We start from the raw sequence: 17994 nt of genomic DNA on the forward strand, positions 1-17994 counted from the left end.
TCACTCACTTTTTATGGTCGTGGCCCGACGCTCATCAACCTGACCCTGAGGCACACAGGTCGAGGTAAACCGCATCATCGCGCTGGCTTTACCGTTGGCTAATTGCGGCGGCAGAATATAGTTCAGGTAACATTGCTGGCCGGTACCTTCACCCCAACTGACTTGCAAACGGCCACGCTCCTCGCTCACCCGCGCATAAATCTGACCACCCTGACCGACAGAACCCACTACCTGACCTTTGGTGTCTAATACTTGCGACCCAAACGGCACCGGCTCGCCATCTGACTGGGTGGCATTGACCAATATCGGATAGCCCTTGGTACTTTTATATTTCACCATCACCACCGCTCCGGCATTCGGCGCCACTTTCTGACTGGTGGATTCCAGCTCCACGTCATAAGAGGTCCCCTTCGGATCGATGGTTATCTCATTCATCTGATAGGCACTCAGGTACGGCACCACGGCATAACCCCGGGAGTCAATTTTCACGCCGGAGTAACCGGACACTTCGGCCCCTTCAGCGCCCTTCGCTTCCACCACCGCAAAGGTCTCACTGCTGTACGGCGTTAATGTCACGCCGCCGGGGTGGGCAATCATGCTGCCTGAAATGCCGACCGAGCCACTCTGATAGTCGCGACCGCCACCGTAAGACGCCATACTGGTGGCTTTAGAACCGCGGTACTGACCATTGACACTGCCACTGGCCCCCGACCCGCCGTTGCTGTTCATGGCGGTCGCCCCATAACTGAACTGGCTTTGCTCGCCGGCACTGCCTGAAACCGATGCCTGTTCGCCCCAGTTGCCCTGACCATTGCGGTTCATTTCCAGTCGCATTTGCGGCACGTTCTGCTGGTCATTACGCCCCAACGGGAAACTCATACTGACCAGATAAGTATTTTGCATCTCGCCAAACCCGGAGCGGCTGCGGTTCACGCTGACACCGTAGGTCATGCTTTTATAGTTGTTGCTGTAACCCACCTGATACTGCTGGTCACTGCCACCTTTATTCCAGTAATCCTGCAAAGAACCACTGATATACATCTGGCCCCAGCCGTCCGGTAATCCCTGATTGGCGGTCACGGTTAAGCGGTTTTTTGCCCGGTAGATACTGTTGGCGTCATAGCCCTGACGTTCAGCATCAAGGGTTTGCATCGCCGTGGCGAAATCGAGATAGCCCTGAGTCGAAAAGCGGTGCGCCGCCACACTCAGGTTACTGTTGGTTTCAGCAATCACCTTGCTGTAACTGACCTGATAGCTCTGGCCACTTTCATTGCCGTTACGCAGGCGGGTATTGGCCTGGGTCACGTCAACCGCCACCGCCCCAATCGGGGTACTGAACGCGGTCCCGACCTGCACGGCATAATAGTCTTCACTGGCCTGCGCCCCGGTATAACCGGTAATGCTGTTGTTCAGACCACGCTGATAGGTTCCCTGATAAAGACCCGGGGTAAAGGAGAGCGAATCATTGCGCACTTTACCCACCGTCAGGCTGTAGCGCTGCGAACCGGGGCGCAGCAATTGCGCCACTGCCGCAAACGGCACCTGGAAGTTCTGTGTGCTGCCGTCGGCTTCACGCACCGTGACATCCAGATTGCCGCCGTAGCCGGTCGGATAGAGGTCATCAATGATAAATTCGCCCGGCGAAACCGTGGTTTCATACAACACCTGACCACTCTGGCGCACGGTCACCAGCGCATTGGTGCGGGCAATCCCGCGCACTTCCGGCGCATAACCACGCAGGGACTCTGGCAACATGCGGTCATCGGTGCTGAATTGTGCCCCGGTAAAAGGCACGGTATCGAATAACTGCCCGGTGGTATTGGATTGCCCCAGCAACACCCGGCCCAGTGCAGCCGGGACATCCCGCTGCACATAACTGTTAATACTGGTGTATTTGCTGTCACCGTCTTCTTGCCAGTTATACGAGCCGTTATGACGGAAATACCATGAGCCGAGGTTTAGCCCGGTGTTAATCCCGGCAAAAGCCGAGTTAAATGTCTGTCCGTTGGCGGAGGAGCTGTAGCCATTGAGTGAATAGCCCAACATCCCTGACGTCACGCCGCTGTCCCACAAGGCCGGATTGACGGTGCCACGGGCGGTACGGAGTAACAATGCCTGGGGAATAGCGATATCCAGCCGTTGTTCGCCGCTGTCAAAAGTCACCTGGGCATCGGGGATCAGCGACGCCAGATCAACACAGCCCGCGTCTTTTTTCAGCGGAGCCAGTGATTCAGGCGGCAGCGCGTCAGGTTTGAGATTAAGGCTGGCAATGACCGACGAGGATAAGCAGGCATGGACACTTTTATCGTCGCGGGCCTTAAACTCCACATTCTCATTGCCAATCAGGGTATTGTTTAAATAAATGTCAGCCCGGTAAATGCCGGGTAACACGCTGCCCCCTTTCGAGAAGCGGCTTAAATCAATGCCGGAACCACCGTGTTCGGTATTTAAGTAAATACTGTCAAACTCCACAGCCTGAGGTTTATTAGGCTCAAGTGATACAGTACTCTCTGTTTTTCCAATGCTATCAACAGCAAAAACAGTGGGTGACAAAAAAACGGTAATAATCGCCGCCGCAACGGGCGTTAAACCAACATTGCGGGTAGGCTGTTCTGCTGAAAAAGGCATTGCAGGGTGTTTCATTATTCAATTATTCCGTAGTGTACAGACGTATTCCGCCCCCACGAGATAACCAGCGGACGCTGTGTATGACTGCTGTATATAAATTAAATTAAGGTTTAATGGGCTGGCTCAGTTTATTGAGTGCGCCATAATCATTAACAAATTCAAAATCAACATTATTGCCGGCGGTATTTCCCGGTAACGAAAAGGTCAGCGAATTATTAGGGCTAATCATTTGGCCTTCAACCGGCGCTGTTTTACTGCCCGTTATCCCCACCGTGACCAACGAAACATGAAACGGTGTCGGATTGGTGACTTTAAGTCCGCCGGGGACTTTGGTCCAGACTAAAGATTGTGCGGCATCATTGGGATTACCGACCAAACCGGTAGGACGGAAGAACAATTTAATACGGGAACGGTAGGCCATCTGTAAATAGTTCTGGCTGCTACCCGCATCCGCTTTAGCCGGGATCTCTAAGACATTTAACCAAAAAACAGATTCTTTATCTTTTGGTAAAGCCGCACCGGTATAACTGATGCGCAGTGTCTGGCTTTTATTCGGCTCAACCCGGTTAATCGGTGGTGTCAGTACAAAAGGCACTTTTAACGTTTCCGGGCGGGCATTCACATCCCCGTTATCAATCCAGCTTTGTAATACCACCGGGCCGGTGCCGGTGTTATTCACCTTTACCGTCACTTCTTTTTGTTTTTCCGGATAAATTACCCGGGTGCCGGTAATAACCACACTGGCCTGAACAGAGCGTCCGACAAATAGAATCAAGAACAAGGCTGAGAAGACAGTTAATAAAAAACGGTTAGTGCTGTTCATAACAACCTCGACACTTAATGAATGTGTGCATGCTTTAATTTTAGTGCTTATCGTCAAAAAGGGCAGATATCTGCCCTTTTATATTTCTGTGTTACTCGTTAATACTTATTTGTATTGAATAGAGTAAACCACGTTGCTGACAACAGTACCGGCAGTGGTTGCGCCATCAGCATAATATTGAACCGCATACGGCAGTGTTGCAGAACCCGTAGCAGCATCAATATAAGTCGTGCTGGTTGTCTGGCTGCTGTTACCGGCTTTAATTGGTGCCATGGCGTTAGACGCGTCCAGCAGTTCCAGGCTAACCTGGCCAGCAGTACCGCTTACGTTTTTCAGGTGACCGGTAACCACATCAACACTTGGGCCTGCTTCAAAGAAAGCCGAAACTGTTTTCAGGGTGCCAGCACAGTTGCTCAGTGCCATGTTAAAGCCGGTGCTGCCTGCAACCTGGTTAGCAGAAGTCAACTGGTTAGTACCGACAGTTGGCAGTACTACTGTTGCGTCTGCACCCTGGCCGTCGACGGACACGTCACAAGTAGATGCTGTCAGTTCACCGTTAAAAGTGATGGTACCGGTAGAAGCGGCTTGAGCAGCGTTAACACCCGCGAATGCAGCAACGATTGAGGCAATAATAGCTAACTTTTTCATTTAAATTTCCAATTAGTAATAGATGTATGAGTTAAATAACTCGGTACTGTTGTGTGTTAATTCGATTGTGGTTATTCCACAAGAATCCATTAGATATCTATTTATCGCTGCTGGACAATAAGACCAGTTGATGAGTTCTTTTAACAATCCAATAAATGTCGAAACTCAATGTGTGTGCTTGGTAGCGAAAACGATACTTTAAATATCTTTTAATAGTAGGAGTAAAGCGGGTTTCTAATATTCACAATGTCCGTACTGTATATAAAGCATTTTAGAAACTTGAAATGTCCTTATCGCTGTACTCTCTTGCTATGGATTGAAGTATACGCGATCGATTCATCTAGTAAACACCGATATCACAGATCAATGGTCTGCAAGCAATATTGGTTTGTAGTGTATTATGCTAAATACTATCTTTGCCGAAGATTTTTAGATCGTCTACATATAAAAAAGTAACCGTTAATGTGGATTAAGATCATTTTAGCAGCTTATTATGTTTTTAATTTAAAGAATTAAATAATCCATTTCCATATGGAAATGAAAATAATCTTATTAATTCGGTAATTAAGCCTACGAATTAAAAATAAAATTCCTACACCACTGTATGAATTCGATTGTTTATTGGTCTTTTTTAGTTTAATAACCCCTCAGCCATCTCACTTACTTCTCAGTAAATAAAATCTAACATGCTGTTTTTTAATTAATAAGTTTAAATCAAAGGGTGAAAACAACTATTAAGGGACATTTTAAAGTAAAGCTCCGATAGGAAACCACGCTGAATCGCTAAATGCACTCTCTTCACAGTACTTATTACACTTAAAAATACAGCATTAATAAAATAAAAATCCACAAAATCAAAAATTAAAGAAATTAAAAGCTAGGTAAACTAACCTTGATTTTTAGAATAAATGGCATGCAGATGATAATCATTATCATTAATGGCGAAAGGCCTGGTAATATAGATAATGACGGGGGAATGGCAGTATATAAATTGCTAGTGCTAGACCTATATAGAATGAAACATATAAAAATCACTGCTTACATATAGAAATATGACTCACCACAGAATACGTACTGTAATTTTAATATCATTAAATAATGTGGGTGTTTGTATCTGGGGGGAATTAATAACTGTCTGAAGTTTATATATCCATTAGTGAGTTACGAGCAAAATTGCGTCGTATACCCGTATATTAACCTAATATCAAAGGTAGGAGCTATGCAGTATTGAGCTCATCTGCTATTGCAGCAAAAACATAAATTCAAAAATATTTTCCTTTGAGTGCATCCAAAATGATCACCTGAACGTCTCTATCAGAGTAATCAAACACACAACAAGGATATCAACGATGAAACTCCGCTTGCTACCTGCAATGATCGGCTTACTGGCATTCTCGGCTCTGGCTTCTGATGTCGCAGTAAAAGAGACTACGTTAGGACAAGTTTATACCGACAGTAAAGGTATGACCCTGTATACCTTCGATAATGACAAGCAAGACTTGTCCAATTGCTACAAGGATTGTGCCAAGGCTTGGCCACCGTTGTTGGTAAAAGATAATGCCACTCAACTCCCTGGGCTGGATAAAATTAAACGTGCGGATGGTAGTCTGCAATGGACACTGAACCATCGCCCACTTTATCTCTGGCATAAAGATCAACAGCCTGGGGATATTACCGGAGCGGGCTTTAAGAATATATGGTCACTTGCCCGTGCAGATAGGGCGCCGGTCAAAGTTTACACCACCGACTCCGGCAAGATTTTAGCCAATAAAGACAATATGTCGCTCTATACCTTCTCTAAAGACAGCAAAGGGATATCGGTATGCTATGAAGATTGCGCCGCAAATTGGCCGCCGTTAGCAGCCCAAAAAGATGACAAAGCCAGTGCGCCGTTCAGCGTTGTTGCACGTAAAGATGGTACCTATCAGTGGGCCTATCAGGACCAGCCTTTATATTCTTGGATTAAAGATAAACAACCCGGTGATATCACGGGTGATCAGATAAAAGATGTCTGGCATCTGGTTCATCTTTAAATAACGCGTCTGAGGTTATTGTGGTCACAGCAAATGAAGAACTACAGAAACTTTTCTCTCGGATCAAGCTCCGAGACAGGCAGGCTTTTGAAACCTTATATAGCCAAACTAATCGCAAGTTATACGGCTTAATCATGAAAATTGTGGCTGATCGAGATATTGCCGCCGAGCTATTACAAGAGGGGTATCTCAAAGTCTGGTTTGCTGCTGACCGCAGCCCAACAACTTATCCCTGGGCCTGGATGTGTCAATTAATGCGTAATCTGGCTATTGACCATGTCCGACAGCATGGCCGTCATCATCCTAGTTTTGAAGAGGCAGACATGTTATCGGAAGTGGGGAAAGAAGATGAAACCGATACCGCAGCTCACCTTGCCATTTTAAATCGCTGTATTTTTTCGCTGACACAAGAAAAAAGGCAAGCGATAAGGTTGGCTTATATCCATGGTTATTCCCATGAGGAAATTGTTGAACGATTGGCGCGTCCGTTGGGCACGGTCAAATCGTGGATACGGCGCGGCCTAAAGGAGTTAAAACAATGCATGGACACTTAACTCCGGGTCGATATCGCAATTTAATCATCCGGGAACATCTGGTGAGTCAGTATTTACTTGGCACATTATCCCCCAAAACCAGAAAACGTCTTGAATCTCTGATGGCGGAAGATGAAAGCTGGTATGAGCTGGTTATGCAGTGGCATTCACGTTTAAGTGGACTGGAACCAATGACATCAGATAAGCCCCCTTCATGGGTATGGAAAAATATTCAGACCACATTGGGACAACCAGTAAAACCGGGGTTGTGGGCATGGTTGGGGCAAAGAAAGTGGCCAACATTGTCGCTCGCTTGCGCGGCACTGTTATTGCTGTTTTCCAGCACTATGTTGTTTATGGCCAAGCCGCAAGTCGCCATGCCCAGCTATATCGCAGTTATGTCGTCCGCAGAAAAGGCCGACCACTTTGTCCTGATGGCTTACAAAGGTGACAAACCAGGGGAATCAAGTATTCGCTTGAAATGGAATGCCCGTCATCAGTCAACCGATGCAGGAATGGAAACAGCCATGTTATGGGCACGAAATAAAGATACCGGTCAGACGGTGTTATTAGGGCGATTTACTGATTTAACCGTCCCTAAATTACTCACGCCAACGGAATGGAATACTGTCAAAAACAGCAGTGAGCTTTTCATTACGGCAAATAATAATCCTGCAAGCAAGGTTCTGTTCAAAGGTACCTGTATTGAACTGTCTGCTTCAACGGTATAACGATGAGAATAGTTGATGAAAATTAGAAAGTTAATCATTGGAACACTGAGTATCATGGCATCGGCGCTGTCCTACGCCAGCGGCCAATTTCTCGATACTAATATCATCCATCAACCCAACGATGGCGTGGTTCGCGTCTATGGGCCGGGCGGACCTCACACCGCGTTGATAAAAGCCGCAGAGAGTTTTCAGCAAAAGACCGGACAACGTGTGGAAATAATCTACGGACCAGAGGAGAAATGGTCAAAAGATGCCCAGCAACGTGCTGATATTATTTTCAGTGCTTCAGAGCAATCGATGACGGCGTATCTGGAGAATTATCCTTTTGTGGCCAGCAAGGATGTTGTGCCGATGTTTATTCATCCGGCAGTGATTGCAGTAGCAAAAGGTAATCCTAAAAATATTAAGAGTTTTGAGGATCTGATCAAACAACCGGTCAAAATTGTGGTGACCGAAGGTAAAGGAACCTACAACACCTCAGGTACCGGTTTGTGGGAAGATATTGCCGGGCGTTTGGGCCGGCTGGAAGATATCAAACAAGTACGGTCACATATCGTGGCCTATGAGCAGGGAAGTGGTGCTGCATTTAAGGCCTTCCAACGGTTAAAAGCAGATGCCTGGATCACCTGGAGTGACTGGCCGATTGCTAACGCGGATAAAGTCGATATGGTGACTATTGAGCCGGAAAGACGAATTTACCGCGACTTCAATATGGCAATTTCACCGAAAGCAGATATAGGTGCGGCGCAATTCATGGCTTATTTGACTACAACGGAAGGCGCTAAGTTTTTCACCAATGAAGGATGGCTGCGATAGAATTAATTGCTTTATCTGCACAATCCTTAAAAGGTATCTGTCATTATCAAGAACCAGTCCTCGGGCTGGTTTTTCTATTTTTGCGCTGGGGGTTGCGTGCCAGCCAGACTCGGCATGGCGTGGCGCATAATATCTAAAAATGCCCGTAATCTTGCTGGGTAAAAACTGGCATGGGGATAAACCAGATAGATGGGCAAAGGTAATCCGTGCCAATCGGGAGTTAGATGTACTAACCGCCCTTGTGCAAGATCTTCGCTTACCACCCACGTTGAGGCGATTCCTACCCCGACCCCCGCGAGTGCGGCATTACGTAAGGCATACAGACTGTCGGTACTCAATTGTGGCTGGATAGAAAAACGATGTATGTCACCACTCGTCTGATGATTTAGGACGACTTCATTACGGTAAAATGAGCTTAACGCCAGCCAGCGTAAATCCTGCAATTGGTCAGGATGTAGCGGTAGCGGCTTATCATTGAGCAATTCAGGCGCGGCGACGACAATACGCGGCACCTCGGCCAGCAGAATCGCAATCACCGAAGGATCGGTGACGGCTCCAACTTGAATGGCGCAATCAATACCTTCCACGATGAAATCCGGGCGGCGATCATTTAGTATCCATTCCACGGACATTTTCGGATAACGGCCTAAATAGTCTTTAAGCGGTTTGATTAATTGATCTTGCCCGAACGCGTGCGGCACTAAAACTCGCAGTACTCCTCTGGGCTCGTCCGTGGCCCCGCGCAGGTCATCCTCCATCCTATGCCAGTTTTCAACCAGTGCTTTAGCATGGGAATAGCAGCGTTCGCCATCGTCGGTGAGCTTCATAACATGCGTAGTGCGCTGCAATAATTTCAGGCCAAGCAGGCGTTCCAGTGTCTGTAACCGCCGGCTAATCGTCGGCTGGCTTGTACCCAGACGTACTGCTGCTGCCGATAAACTACCAGCCTCAACGATGCGGATAAATGTCTGCATTAACTCTATACGATCAATGCCAGTCAAACCGGGTTCTATCATACGTTAAGCGTATAACAGTTTTACTCTTTAGGCGACTACCAACACATGTCTACTCAGGCAAAAATACTGACTCAATATCATTATAGGTAGCCGCCATGTCAGCCATTCAAACCATACCAAGTACTTTAGATAGTCCTGAGAAAACCCTTTCCGGCCGGACAGTTCTTATGTTGGCAACCGGCGCTGGGCTTAGCGTTGCCTCAATTTATTATAGTCAGCCATTATTGGGTGTTATGGGTACCGACCTGCATGCCAGTGTAGGTACGGTTGGTATGGTGCCGACACTGACACAGATTGGTTATGCTTTAGGTATCTTGTTGCTCGCCCCGCTAGGTGATCGCCACGATCGTCGGATTGTTATTTTATTGAAAGGTCTTTTGCTTACCGCAGCGTTGCTGTGCAGTGGTTTTATCTCTGGTATCAATGGGTTGTTAGTCACCAGCTTGGTGGTCGGGATTGCCGCAACCATGGCGCAGGACATTGTTCCTGCATCAGCGACATTGGCTTCAGCAGCACAACGGGGTAAGACCGTCGGAACTGTAATGACGGGCTTATTGCTGGGGATTCTATTGTCGCGGGTGCTGAGTGGTTTTGTCGCCGAATATTTTAGTTGGCGGGTGCTGTATATCGGTGCGGCGCTGTCAGTTATTTTTATAACGCTGGTGATATGGCGCGGTTTACCTCGGGTTCCCGCAGCTTCAACACTGAGTTATCCAGCACTACTTAGGTCGATGATTCACTTGTGGCTTCAGTTTAAAACCTTGCGCCGTGCGGCGCTATCACAAGGGTTGTTATCGGTCGGATTCAGTGCTTTTTGGTCAACACTAGCAGTGATGTTACAAGATACTTATCATCTTGGTAGTGCTGTTGCCGGTGCGTTTGGTCTTGCCGGTGCTGCAGGTGCTTTGGCGGCTCCTCTGGCTGGAGCATTGGCGGATCGCCGTGGGCCACATAGGGTTACTTTGATTGGTGCAAGTGTGGCAACCCTCTCATTTGCAGCGTTATTTCTTCTGCCGCTATTGCCACTTCAATACCAGATTGGGCTTATGGTCATCAGCGCGATTGGTTTTGATTTCGGCGTTCAGGCGACACTGATAGCACATCAAACCATTATTTACAGCCTGGAACCTGCAGCTCGCAGCCGGCTCAATGCCTTGTTATTTACCGGTGTGTTTGTTGGGATGGCGGTTGGTTCAGCTTTAGGCAGCCTGATGTTGGAAAAAATGGGATGGACTGCTGTAGTTAGTCTGATTACCCTCGCGGGTGCAGCTAGCCTGGTCGTACGCTGGAGCAATCGTAGCGCCAGATAGCCGTGATTCTGCTCATAATGAGCAGAGAAGATAGTGATTTTGCCAATATAGTTAGCATGTCGGGATGTCTAAGAAAACAGGCACCCCGAGCCGATGTCTTGAGTTCCGTTTTAAAATGTTAAGCCCAATAGTCAGTTATCAGCCCCAGTATCAGTAGGGCTGATTAGCTTTGTAAATAAGCCATGCTCTGGCGAATTTCTCTTTCTATATCAGCTTCAGACCAAATATTTAGTTGTGACGAAAACGGTTCAAAAGCATAGATTCCCTGGTAACCCAGACGTTCAAGATTTGCGACTTGTTGCTTACTGTTCAACTTATCTTGCTCGCTGAGCATAATGCGGTCTTCATCAGTCAGTGTGGATTTCAACCTGTTCTCTTCGACGCCGGAAAGGTGTACTAAGCCAATTATATTAACGTCAATATGTGCATCAAACTCGGCCTGAGCGATATCACTCAGATAGTAATGGAAAGTATCCAACACCATTTGGTAGGGGGCGGCCGATGTGCGGATCAGTGATTGTGTTACCAGATGAGAACGCAATGAACTGATTCCAAAGCCTAAAGGCTCAACTAATCCAGTGACTTGATATTTCTTAAACAGGGGGGCAAGTAGCCGCAGTGCATCCAGGGTGTCATGCTCTTTTTGCTCGGCTGAACGTCTGTCACTGGCACTACAGTTCGGGCACAGAATGACTCCGTGACAGTTGATATCCCGTGCCAACTTGAGCATGTTTTCCGCTTCTTGTAGTAGCTCGCCTCGCTGCTCTGGCAGATTAAAATATTGCAATGCATTGATAGTAACAATCTCAATTTGATGTTCATCAGCCAGTGCATTGAGTTGGGCCGTACTTAGCTCGTCAGTCACTTTTCCACCGGGCATATCATTGCGTAGCTCAACCTTATTTAAGCCACATTTCTTAACCAGACGGAAAAAATTCTCAATACTGAGATTCGGGGCGATTTTGCGATTAATACAGAAACGATCTTGCGCGATGGACATGGTGCTCTGCTCCTGCTGTGGTAAATGCCATATATAGCTCAAAATAAGAACATTTATTTCATTTAAATTAAATAACGAAACATTAATTTTTAGATGCGGTTCAAAAATTAAGCTAAAAAAGCGATTCAGCTTGCATTAACAACCAATGAAATCGAGTTATTGCCGTTGTTTTTTTAACCTTAACAATTTGTTTATCGCAAAATAACGAGATTTTTTAGCCTTTTTGGCGCGTTGCGTGGGCTATCTGGCTTTTTTGATGGCGGTGTTAAAGCCTTACAGGAACTTGCGATACATCGCACAAAACAAAATTTCTAAAAGAAGTTATTTGAAACTTTTTTTTCAATGGAATAGAGTCTGCATGTCGGCTGGTTTTTCGCCTCTCGGGTGGCTGGTCGCCTTGCTGGCTATTTTGGTCCCACCACAAGATAGCCTTTACTGATTGAGCGTATGGTCCGTTAGGAATGGGTGTCAGGTTAAAGCCACTTTGAGCGAACCTTGCGGTAGCAGCTATTGAGAAGAGGGTTAGACATGAAAATCGTGAGTAACTTTATTGGCGGGAAGAATTCCCTGAGTTCCAGCAATCAGACTGCCGAGATTCATAATCCAGCCACCGGTAAAGTCGAAAGCCAGGTTACGCAAAGTACTGCCGAGGAAGTTAATCAGGCTATCGGCGTGGCCCATCAAGCATTTGCCGATTGGTCACGGACTACCCCACTGCGTCGCGCCCGTATTATGTTCAACTTTAAAGCGCTGATTGAGCAACATCGTGATGAGCTGGCTGAGTTGATTGTCCGTGAGCACGGCAAGGTTTATTCCGATGCGTTGGGTGAGATCACCCGTGGGCTGGAAGTCGTCGAGTTTGCCTGTGGCATTCCACATCTCTTGAAAGGTGAATATTCCGCAGATGTTGGTACGGGGGTGGATTGTTTTTCCATGATGCAACCGTTAGGTGTGGTCGCAGGTATAACACCGTTTAACTTCCCAGCAATGGTCCCGATGTGGATGTTTCCCGTCGCCTTAACTTGCGGCAATACCTTTATCCTGAAGCCACCGGCATTAGACCCGTCAGCCTCTGTTCGTCTGGCGGAATTGTTGACTGAAGCTGGGTTACCGGATGGTGTATTCAATGTTATTCACTGTTCAAATGAGAGTGCAGCCCAACTCTGCACTGACCCACGAATTCAGGCCGTCAGTTTTGTTGGATCTTCTACCGTAGCTGAACATATTTATACTACTGCCAGTGCGCACGGTAAGCGCGTACAAGCATTTGGTGCTGCTAAAAATCAGGCAATTATCATGCCTGACGCTGATTTGGATGCCACAGTAAATGCATTGATGGGTGGTGCATTTGGTTCGGCGGGTGAACGTTGTATGGCTTTGCCGATTGCGGTTGTCGTGGGTGATGACACTGCGGACAAATTAATTGAGAAGTTAAAACCACTCATCACTCACTTGCGAGTCGGCCCAGGCTTGCAGCAAGGTGGTGAAGAAAATGAGATGGGGCCGCTAATCTCTGCCACCCATCAGAAAAAAGTGCTCGGTTATATCGATCAAGGTGTGAAAGAGGGCGCAACGTTAGTCACCGATGGCCGCAATTATAAAGTTGCAGGTTATGAGCAGGGATATTATGTAGGCGGCACTCTGTTTGACCATGTCACGCCAGAGATGAAAATCTATCGGGAAGAGATTTTTGGGCCGGTACTGGGTATTGTCAGAGTCCCTGATTACCAAACAGCCATTGATACAGTTAATAGCCATGAGTTTGGCAACGGCAGCGCTATTTTTACCAGTAGCGGCCACTATGCGCGGCTATTTGTGCATGAAGTTCAGGCCGGAATGGTTGGCGTCAATGTTCCAGTACCTGTCCCAATGGCATTCCATAGCTTTGGTGGCTGGAAGCGCTCGGTATTCGGTGCGTTAAATGTTCACGGTACCGATGGCGTGCGTTTTTATACCCGGATGAAAACAACCACTGCCCGTTGGCCTACCGGCCAGCAAACGGTTTCAGAGTACAGTATGCCAACACTTGGCTAATGCTATCAGTGGGTGTGCCTTGGGTTAATTTCAAGTGTTAACAGGAGAGTTATTATGTCTTCACTGCTTGCCAAATGTCAGTTACCGGATGCGGATGGACGTATTCAACACATTTCACCGCAAAATGCGGGTTGGCGTTTTGTTGGATTTGATGTCTATCGTCTTACTGCGGGTAAAGCATTAGTTCTGGACAGTGGTGACAATGAACTCTGTCTGGTATTGGTTGCTGGTGTTGCTTCAGTTTCAACTCTGCACGCTGAATACCCACATATTGGTAAACGTATGAGTCCGTTCGAACGAACACCGCCTTATTCTGTTTATGTCCCGCATCATGATCATGTGAAAGTGGTGGCAGAAACTGACTTGGAATTGGCGGTATGCCGTGCCCCTGCACAGGGACATTTGCCTTCCCGCCTGATTACGCCGGCTGATGTCGGGGTCGAACGGCGCGGTAAGGGGCGCAACCAGCGGTTAGTGCATAATATTCTGCCTGACAGTGAGCCTGCGGACAGTTTGCTGGTGGTAGAGGTCTACACAGACGAAGGGAACACCAGCTCATATCCAAGTCATAAACACGATCAGGAAAATTCTACCGACGAAACTTATCTTGAAGAAACCTATTATCACCGGTTGAACCCTGAACAGGGCTTCTGTATGCAGCGTGTTTATACTGACGACCGTTCATTGGATGAGTGTATGCCTGTTTATAACCGTGATGTGGTGAAAGTCCCCAAAGGTTATCACCCGGTGGCAACGTTAGCAGGCTACGACAACTATTATTTGAATGTGATGGCAGGGCCGGTACGGTTATGGAAATTTACCTGGGAGAAAGATCACGCATGGATCAACAGCGATAACTATCCGGTTAATAACAGCTAACTTACTCTGGCTAAAGCATATAATAATGGGGTAGGAGAAACCCTACCCATTCTAGGTGTGAGCAGAAATGACGAAAAACGAACAGAGCCTCCTATTGGAGTGTTTACTCTTTCGCGTTATTCAGTGCCAGTGAAACTGCCAATGTTTGTGCCAGACACATAGAGGCTACTTGCGAACGGAAACCGTCAACTTGAGCTTCTCGCACGACAAAACACACATCGCTAAAAGCCGCTAATGGGCTGACCTGGCTATCTGTAATCGCAATCTGTTGTGCACCACTCTTCGCCCCTAATTCCACCAGTTCTAACGCCTCTTGCGCATAAGGTGAATAACTAATGGCGATCACTACGTCTTTGGGTTTCACCATGCTCAGTTGTTCAGCGAACATTCCCCCTAACCCATCGATCAGAAAAGCACGACGTTCCAGATGGCGTAACGCATAGGTGAGATAAGAAGCAACACTAAAAGAGCGACGTAGACCAATCACATAGATATTTTCAGCATTTTTCAACAATTCAACTGCTCTCTCCAACTGTTCTGCGCTGGTTTGTACGGCCAGTTGTTGCAGCGCTTGTGCATTTACCATGGTAAATACATTCAGTATTTCTGCCGGACTTTCTGGTGCCGTGCTGCCATCTGTTGATGTTTGGCGGAATAACCGTGCTCGCTCGGTATAGTTAACGGTTTCTTCCATCAAATGCTGGCGGAATACCTGTTTCATTTCGTTGAAGCCACTGAAATTAAAGGCATTAGCAAATCGGATCAATGTTGAAGGTGGTACGTCGGCTTGAGCCGCAATAGAAGCAACCGTATCAAATGCAATGCTATTACTGTTATCCAATATATAACGGGCAACTTGTTTTAAGCGCTTGCTTAACGTCTCATAGCGATGACGAATTTGGTCTTGTAACAATGAAAGTTGAGTAGGGTTATTCATCCATTCGGCCCACGGCAGAGGAAATTTCAGGGGTTATTCCCTTCGTACTTAAAGCTGCAAGGTTGTTAGCTAAGGTTATTCACCCGAATGACTTACATGTGTCAGCTCGTTGAGATGTGTTCGCTTTGGCTGGCTGCAACCCCAAGTTCTTTGAGTCTATCTGACAGTATTCTAACAGGTGGTTGGAAAATTTCATTTATTGATGTCAGTATTTGCTTTTATTTCATCGCAACTTAAATAAATTCACCAAACTATATTAATAGAAATGAATGAAATCTAAAGATATTCCTTTATTAACTTTGATAGAAATCAGGATTTTTTTGGCTTTATGGGGAATAAACAGCGTAGATAGCGGCATAATAGTGGCGCTGAGGCAGTATCACTTCAGCGCCGATAGAGCAGTTTTTAATTCAAATAGCAGGACGATAGTCACGCCAATAACCGATCAGGGTTTGGTAATTTTGTTTCACTTGTGTCATTAACTCGGCATCATTCAATTCACCTTGTAACCAGTGGCGCGATGCCTGGCCAAAAATGGTCCGGCCGACAGCAAAACCTTTAACCCACGGGGCGTGTGCAGCAGCGGCAAACCCTGCTTTTAATACGGCCTCTGTCGAGTCCAGCCCAAGAATTAATACACCTCGGCAATAGGGATCTTGAGTTTCAATCAGTTTGCCAACCAGTTGCCAGTTTTCTGCCGTTAGCGGCGGCAGCTTCCACCAATCTGGCTGAATGCCTAGCTGATAGAAATGAGCCATAGTTTCAATATAATAGCGCTCATCCTTATCCTTATTATCTTCAGGTAAAATCACTTCCAGTAGCAATTCATGTCCTGATTTACAGCATCCACGATATACATCCACAATCAGCTCATCCTGCTGTTGGCGCAGTTCTGCACGGTCTTGGGGATGATAAAAAACCAGACACTTAACCACATGTTCCAGTGGCCAATCTATTAGCTGGGAACCAATATTACCGTGTTCAAGCCGTAATGGTCTGGAACTGGGTAATTCTATGGGGCGGCCTATCCACCATCCCTGGCCGGTAATGATATTGAGCGCCTCCTGACCATATGTCGTATCAGCCAGAATGCCACTTTTATGCTCCAATCCAGACTCCAAAGCGGCTTGTTGCGCTGCTTGTAGCAACAATGTCTTAAGTTTTGGGATGCGCTCTTCACCAACACCGGCTTCACGGGCCATATCAGCCAATTGTTTGCGGTGGTCAAAGGCAAAAACACAAAGTTCAGGCCACTGTTGCTTACGGGTAGTCACCCGATGTAAATGATTAAGGCGGCTATCCTTGTCAGGGCGTGGCACGGAATATTCGCGGCTAAGATAATCATCCAGTTCAATTTTTGTCGGCATCGCTGGAGCACAACCATGACGTGAAACAACTAGCGCCCCACAGGCATTGGCGTAGCGGCAGGCTTGCTCCCAGCCTTCATCATTCAGATAACCGCGCAGCAGGCCAGACATGAAGGCATCGCCAGCCCCTAATACGTTGAGAACCTCGACGCGCACACCAGAATGCAGTTTGATTGACTCCCAACGGGTGGGAATATCCCCTTCAAAAACAGAGCAACCTTGTGCTCCGCGCTTGCAAACCAGTGTCGCTGGCGTAGTTTTACGCACATTTTGCAGGGCTGTCAGCGTATCTGTGCTCCCCCCCGCAATGTGAAATTCTTCTTCTGTACCAACGATTAAATTGAAATGATGCAGTACTTCCTGCAATTCCTGCGTTACTTTTTGCGACTCTATGAAACGCGTTTCACCGTCTCCAAGTGAGGTCAGGCCCCATAATACCGGGCGATAATCAATATCGAGCGCTGTGCGCAACCCATACTTATGGGCATATTCCAATGCTTTTAGCACTGCTGCTCGGGTATTCGGATGCGAAAGATGTGTACCCGTGATTGCCAGCGCGCGTGATGAAGCAATATATGTCTCGTCAATATCATCTGGTGTCAGGGCCATATCAGCGCAGTTTTCACGGTAAAAGATCAGTGGAAAAGTCTCTTGATCTTTAATACCCAGAATAACCAAACCTGTCAGCCGCTGTTTATCAGTAATAAGAAAACGGGTATCAGACCCAACACGCTGTAATTCCTCGCGTAGGAAACGGCCCATATGTTCATCGCCAACACGTGCCAGCATGCCTGACTTCAAGCCCTGAATTGCGGTGCCATAAGCAACATTACCTGATGACCCGCCTAAATATTTGGCAAATGTACTGGTATCTTCCAGCCGGGCACCAATCTGCTGCCCATAAAAATCGACGGCAATACGGCCGATACATATGACATCCAGTACTTTGTGTTGTGTACCCATCCCCATTTCCTTCTGTATTAAACCAAGCCCCGACAGTGACCGATGAAATAAACCTGTAATGACATTTCTAAAACCAGTATGAGGAATAAAAATTTCAAGTTCAAGGTTAAATGAAATTTATTCCCCGGTTGTGTGACGAAGATAAAAGCCTCATATCAGGTCTGAAAATGGGACTTACACCAAAAGCTTAGACCGGTTATTGGCAGTGTTTCCGAGGTGTAGCAAAGAAGAATTAAAATCAAAATAGTATACTAATATCAATTAGTTATGCGATTT

14 protein-coding genes are annotated in these 17994 nt (G+C 46.8%); 7 read left to right on the forward strand and 7 right to left on the reverse strand.

Annotation, left to right across the window (positions count from 1 at the left end):
• The 3 genes from V1956_RS03140 to V1956_RS03150 all read right to left on the reverse strand — a co-directional run bounded on the left by V1956_RS03140 (nucleotide 1) and on the right by V1956_RS03150 (nucleotide 4099).
• Complete coding sequence (locus tag V1956_RS03140; protein WP_442824802.1) at nucleotides 1-2643, reverse strand: fimbria/pilus outer membrane usher protein; 2643 nt, start codon at nucleotides 2641-2643, stop codon at nucleotides 1-3.
• A gap of 88 nt (nucleotides 2644-2731) precedes the next feature.
• On the reverse strand, nucleotides 2732-3451 hold the full coding sequence (locus V1956_RS03145; protein WP_420075510.1) for a fimbrial biogenesis chaperone: 720 nt from the start codon (nucleotides 3449-3451) through the stop codon (nucleotides 2732-2734).
• Nucleotides 3452-3556: 105 nt separating this feature from the next.
• Nucleotides 3557-4099 (reverse strand): fimbrial protein, encoded by a 543-nt coding sequence (locus V1956_RS03150; protein WP_372560258.1) that lies wholly within the window; start codon nucleotides 4097-4099, stop codon nucleotides 3557-3559.
• 1349 nt (nucleotides 4100-5448) lie between these two features.
• On the opposite strand from V1956_RS03150, the gene V1956_RS03155 reads away from it, so the two are divergent.
• Genes V1956_RS03155 through V1956_RS03170 form a run of 4 tightly spaced genes read left to right on the forward strand, consistent with a single transcriptional unit; the run spans nucleotide 5449 to nucleotide 8212 of the window.
• Nucleotides 5449-6132, forward strand: a complete 684-nt coding sequence (locus V1956_RS03155) for a hypothetical protein (protein ID WP_420072285.1) — start codon at nucleotides 5449-5451, stop codon at nucleotides 6130-6132.
• 20 nt (nucleotides 6133-6152) lie between these two features.
• Nucleotides 6153-6686 (forward strand): RNA polymerase sigma factor, encoded by a 534-nt coding sequence (locus tag V1956_RS03160; protein ID WP_420072284.1) that lies wholly within the window; start codon nucleotides 6153-6155, stop codon nucleotides 6684-6686.
• Nucleotides 6671-7396: a hypothetical protein gene (locus V1956_RS03165; RefSeq protein ID WP_420072283.1), complete on the forward strand. Its 726-nt coding sequence runs from the start codon at nucleotides 6671-6673 to the stop codon at nucleotides 7394-7396. Before V1956_RS03160 ends, V1956_RS03165 begins: the two co-directional genes overlap by 16 nt.
• Nucleotides 7397-7411: 15 nt before the next feature.
• Entirely contained in the window at nucleotides 7412-8212 is an 801-nt protein-coding gene (locus tag V1956_RS03170) for a substrate-binding domain-containing protein (protein WP_420072282.1), read from the forward strand.
• A 74-nt stretch (nucleotides 8213-8286) separates the two neighbouring features.
• On the opposite strand, the gene V1956_RS03175 is transcribed toward V1956_RS03170, so the two are convergent.
• Complete coding sequence (locus V1956_RS03175) at nucleotides 8287-9228, reverse strand: LysR family transcriptional regulator (protein ID WP_442824803.1); 942 nt, start codon at nucleotides 9226-9228, stop codon at nucleotides 8287-8289.
• 95 nt (nucleotides 9229-9323) lie between these two features.
• Between V1956_RS03175 and V1956_RS03180 the strand changes: the two genes are divergently transcribed.
• Nucleotides 9324-10538 carry an MFS transporter gene (locus V1956_RS03180; RefSeq protein ID WP_420072280.1) on the forward strand — a complete coding sequence of 405 codons (1215 nt, stop codon included), beginning with the start codon at nucleotides 9324-9326 and terminating at the stop codon, nucleotides 10536-10538.
• 163 nt (nucleotides 10539-10701) lie between these two features.
• On the opposite strand, the gene V1956_RS03185 is transcribed toward V1956_RS03180, so the two are convergent.
• On the reverse strand, nucleotides 10702-11538 hold the full coding sequence (locus V1956_RS03185; protein ID WP_442824804.1) for a TIM barrel protein: 837 nt from the start codon (nucleotides 11536-11538) through the stop codon (nucleotides 10702-10704).
• 528 nt (nucleotides 11539-12066) lie between these two features.
• On the opposite strand from V1956_RS03185, the gene V1956_RS03190 reads away from it, so the two are divergent.
• Nucleotides 12067-13572 carry a CoA-acylating methylmalonate-semialdehyde dehydrogenase gene (locus tag V1956_RS03190; RefSeq protein WP_372560287.1) on the forward strand — a complete coding sequence of 502 codons (1506 nt, stop codon included), beginning with the start codon at nucleotides 12067-12069 and terminating at the stop codon, nucleotides 13570-13572.
• A gap of 54 nt (nucleotides 13573-13626) precedes the next feature.
• On the forward strand, nucleotides 13627-14451 hold the full coding sequence (gene iolB, locus V1956_RS03195; RefSeq protein ID WP_083161299.1) for a 5-deoxy-glucuronate isomerase: 825 nt from the start codon (nucleotides 13627-13629) through the stop codon (nucleotides 14449-14451).
• 103 nt (nucleotides 14452-14554) lie between these two features.
• On the opposite strand, the gene V1956_RS03200 is transcribed toward iolB, so the two are convergent.
• Together V1956_RS03200 and V1956_RS03205 are read right to left on the reverse strand one after the other, a co-directional pair.
• Nucleotides 14555-15388: a MurR/RpiR family transcriptional regulator gene (locus V1956_RS03200; RefSeq protein ID WP_372560288.1), complete on the reverse strand. Its 834-nt coding sequence runs from the start codon at nucleotides 15386-15388 to the stop codon at nucleotides 14555-14557.
• A gap of 410 nt (nucleotides 15389-15798) precedes the next feature.
• Nucleotides 15799-17718: a bifunctional 5-dehydro-2-deoxygluconokinase/5-dehydro-2-deoxyphosphogluconate aldolase gene (locus V1956_RS03205; protein WP_420071078.1), complete on the reverse strand. Its 1920-nt coding sequence runs from the start codon at nucleotides 17716-17718 to the stop codon at nucleotides 15799-15801.
• Nucleotides 17719-17994: the final 276 nt, after the last annotated feature.

This window comes from Yersinia sp. 2540 StPb PI (assembly GCF_052217165.1).
Lineage (GTDB): Bacteria > Pseudomonadota > Gammaproteobacteria > Enterobacterales > Enterobacteriaceae > Yersinia > Yersinia enterocolitica_E.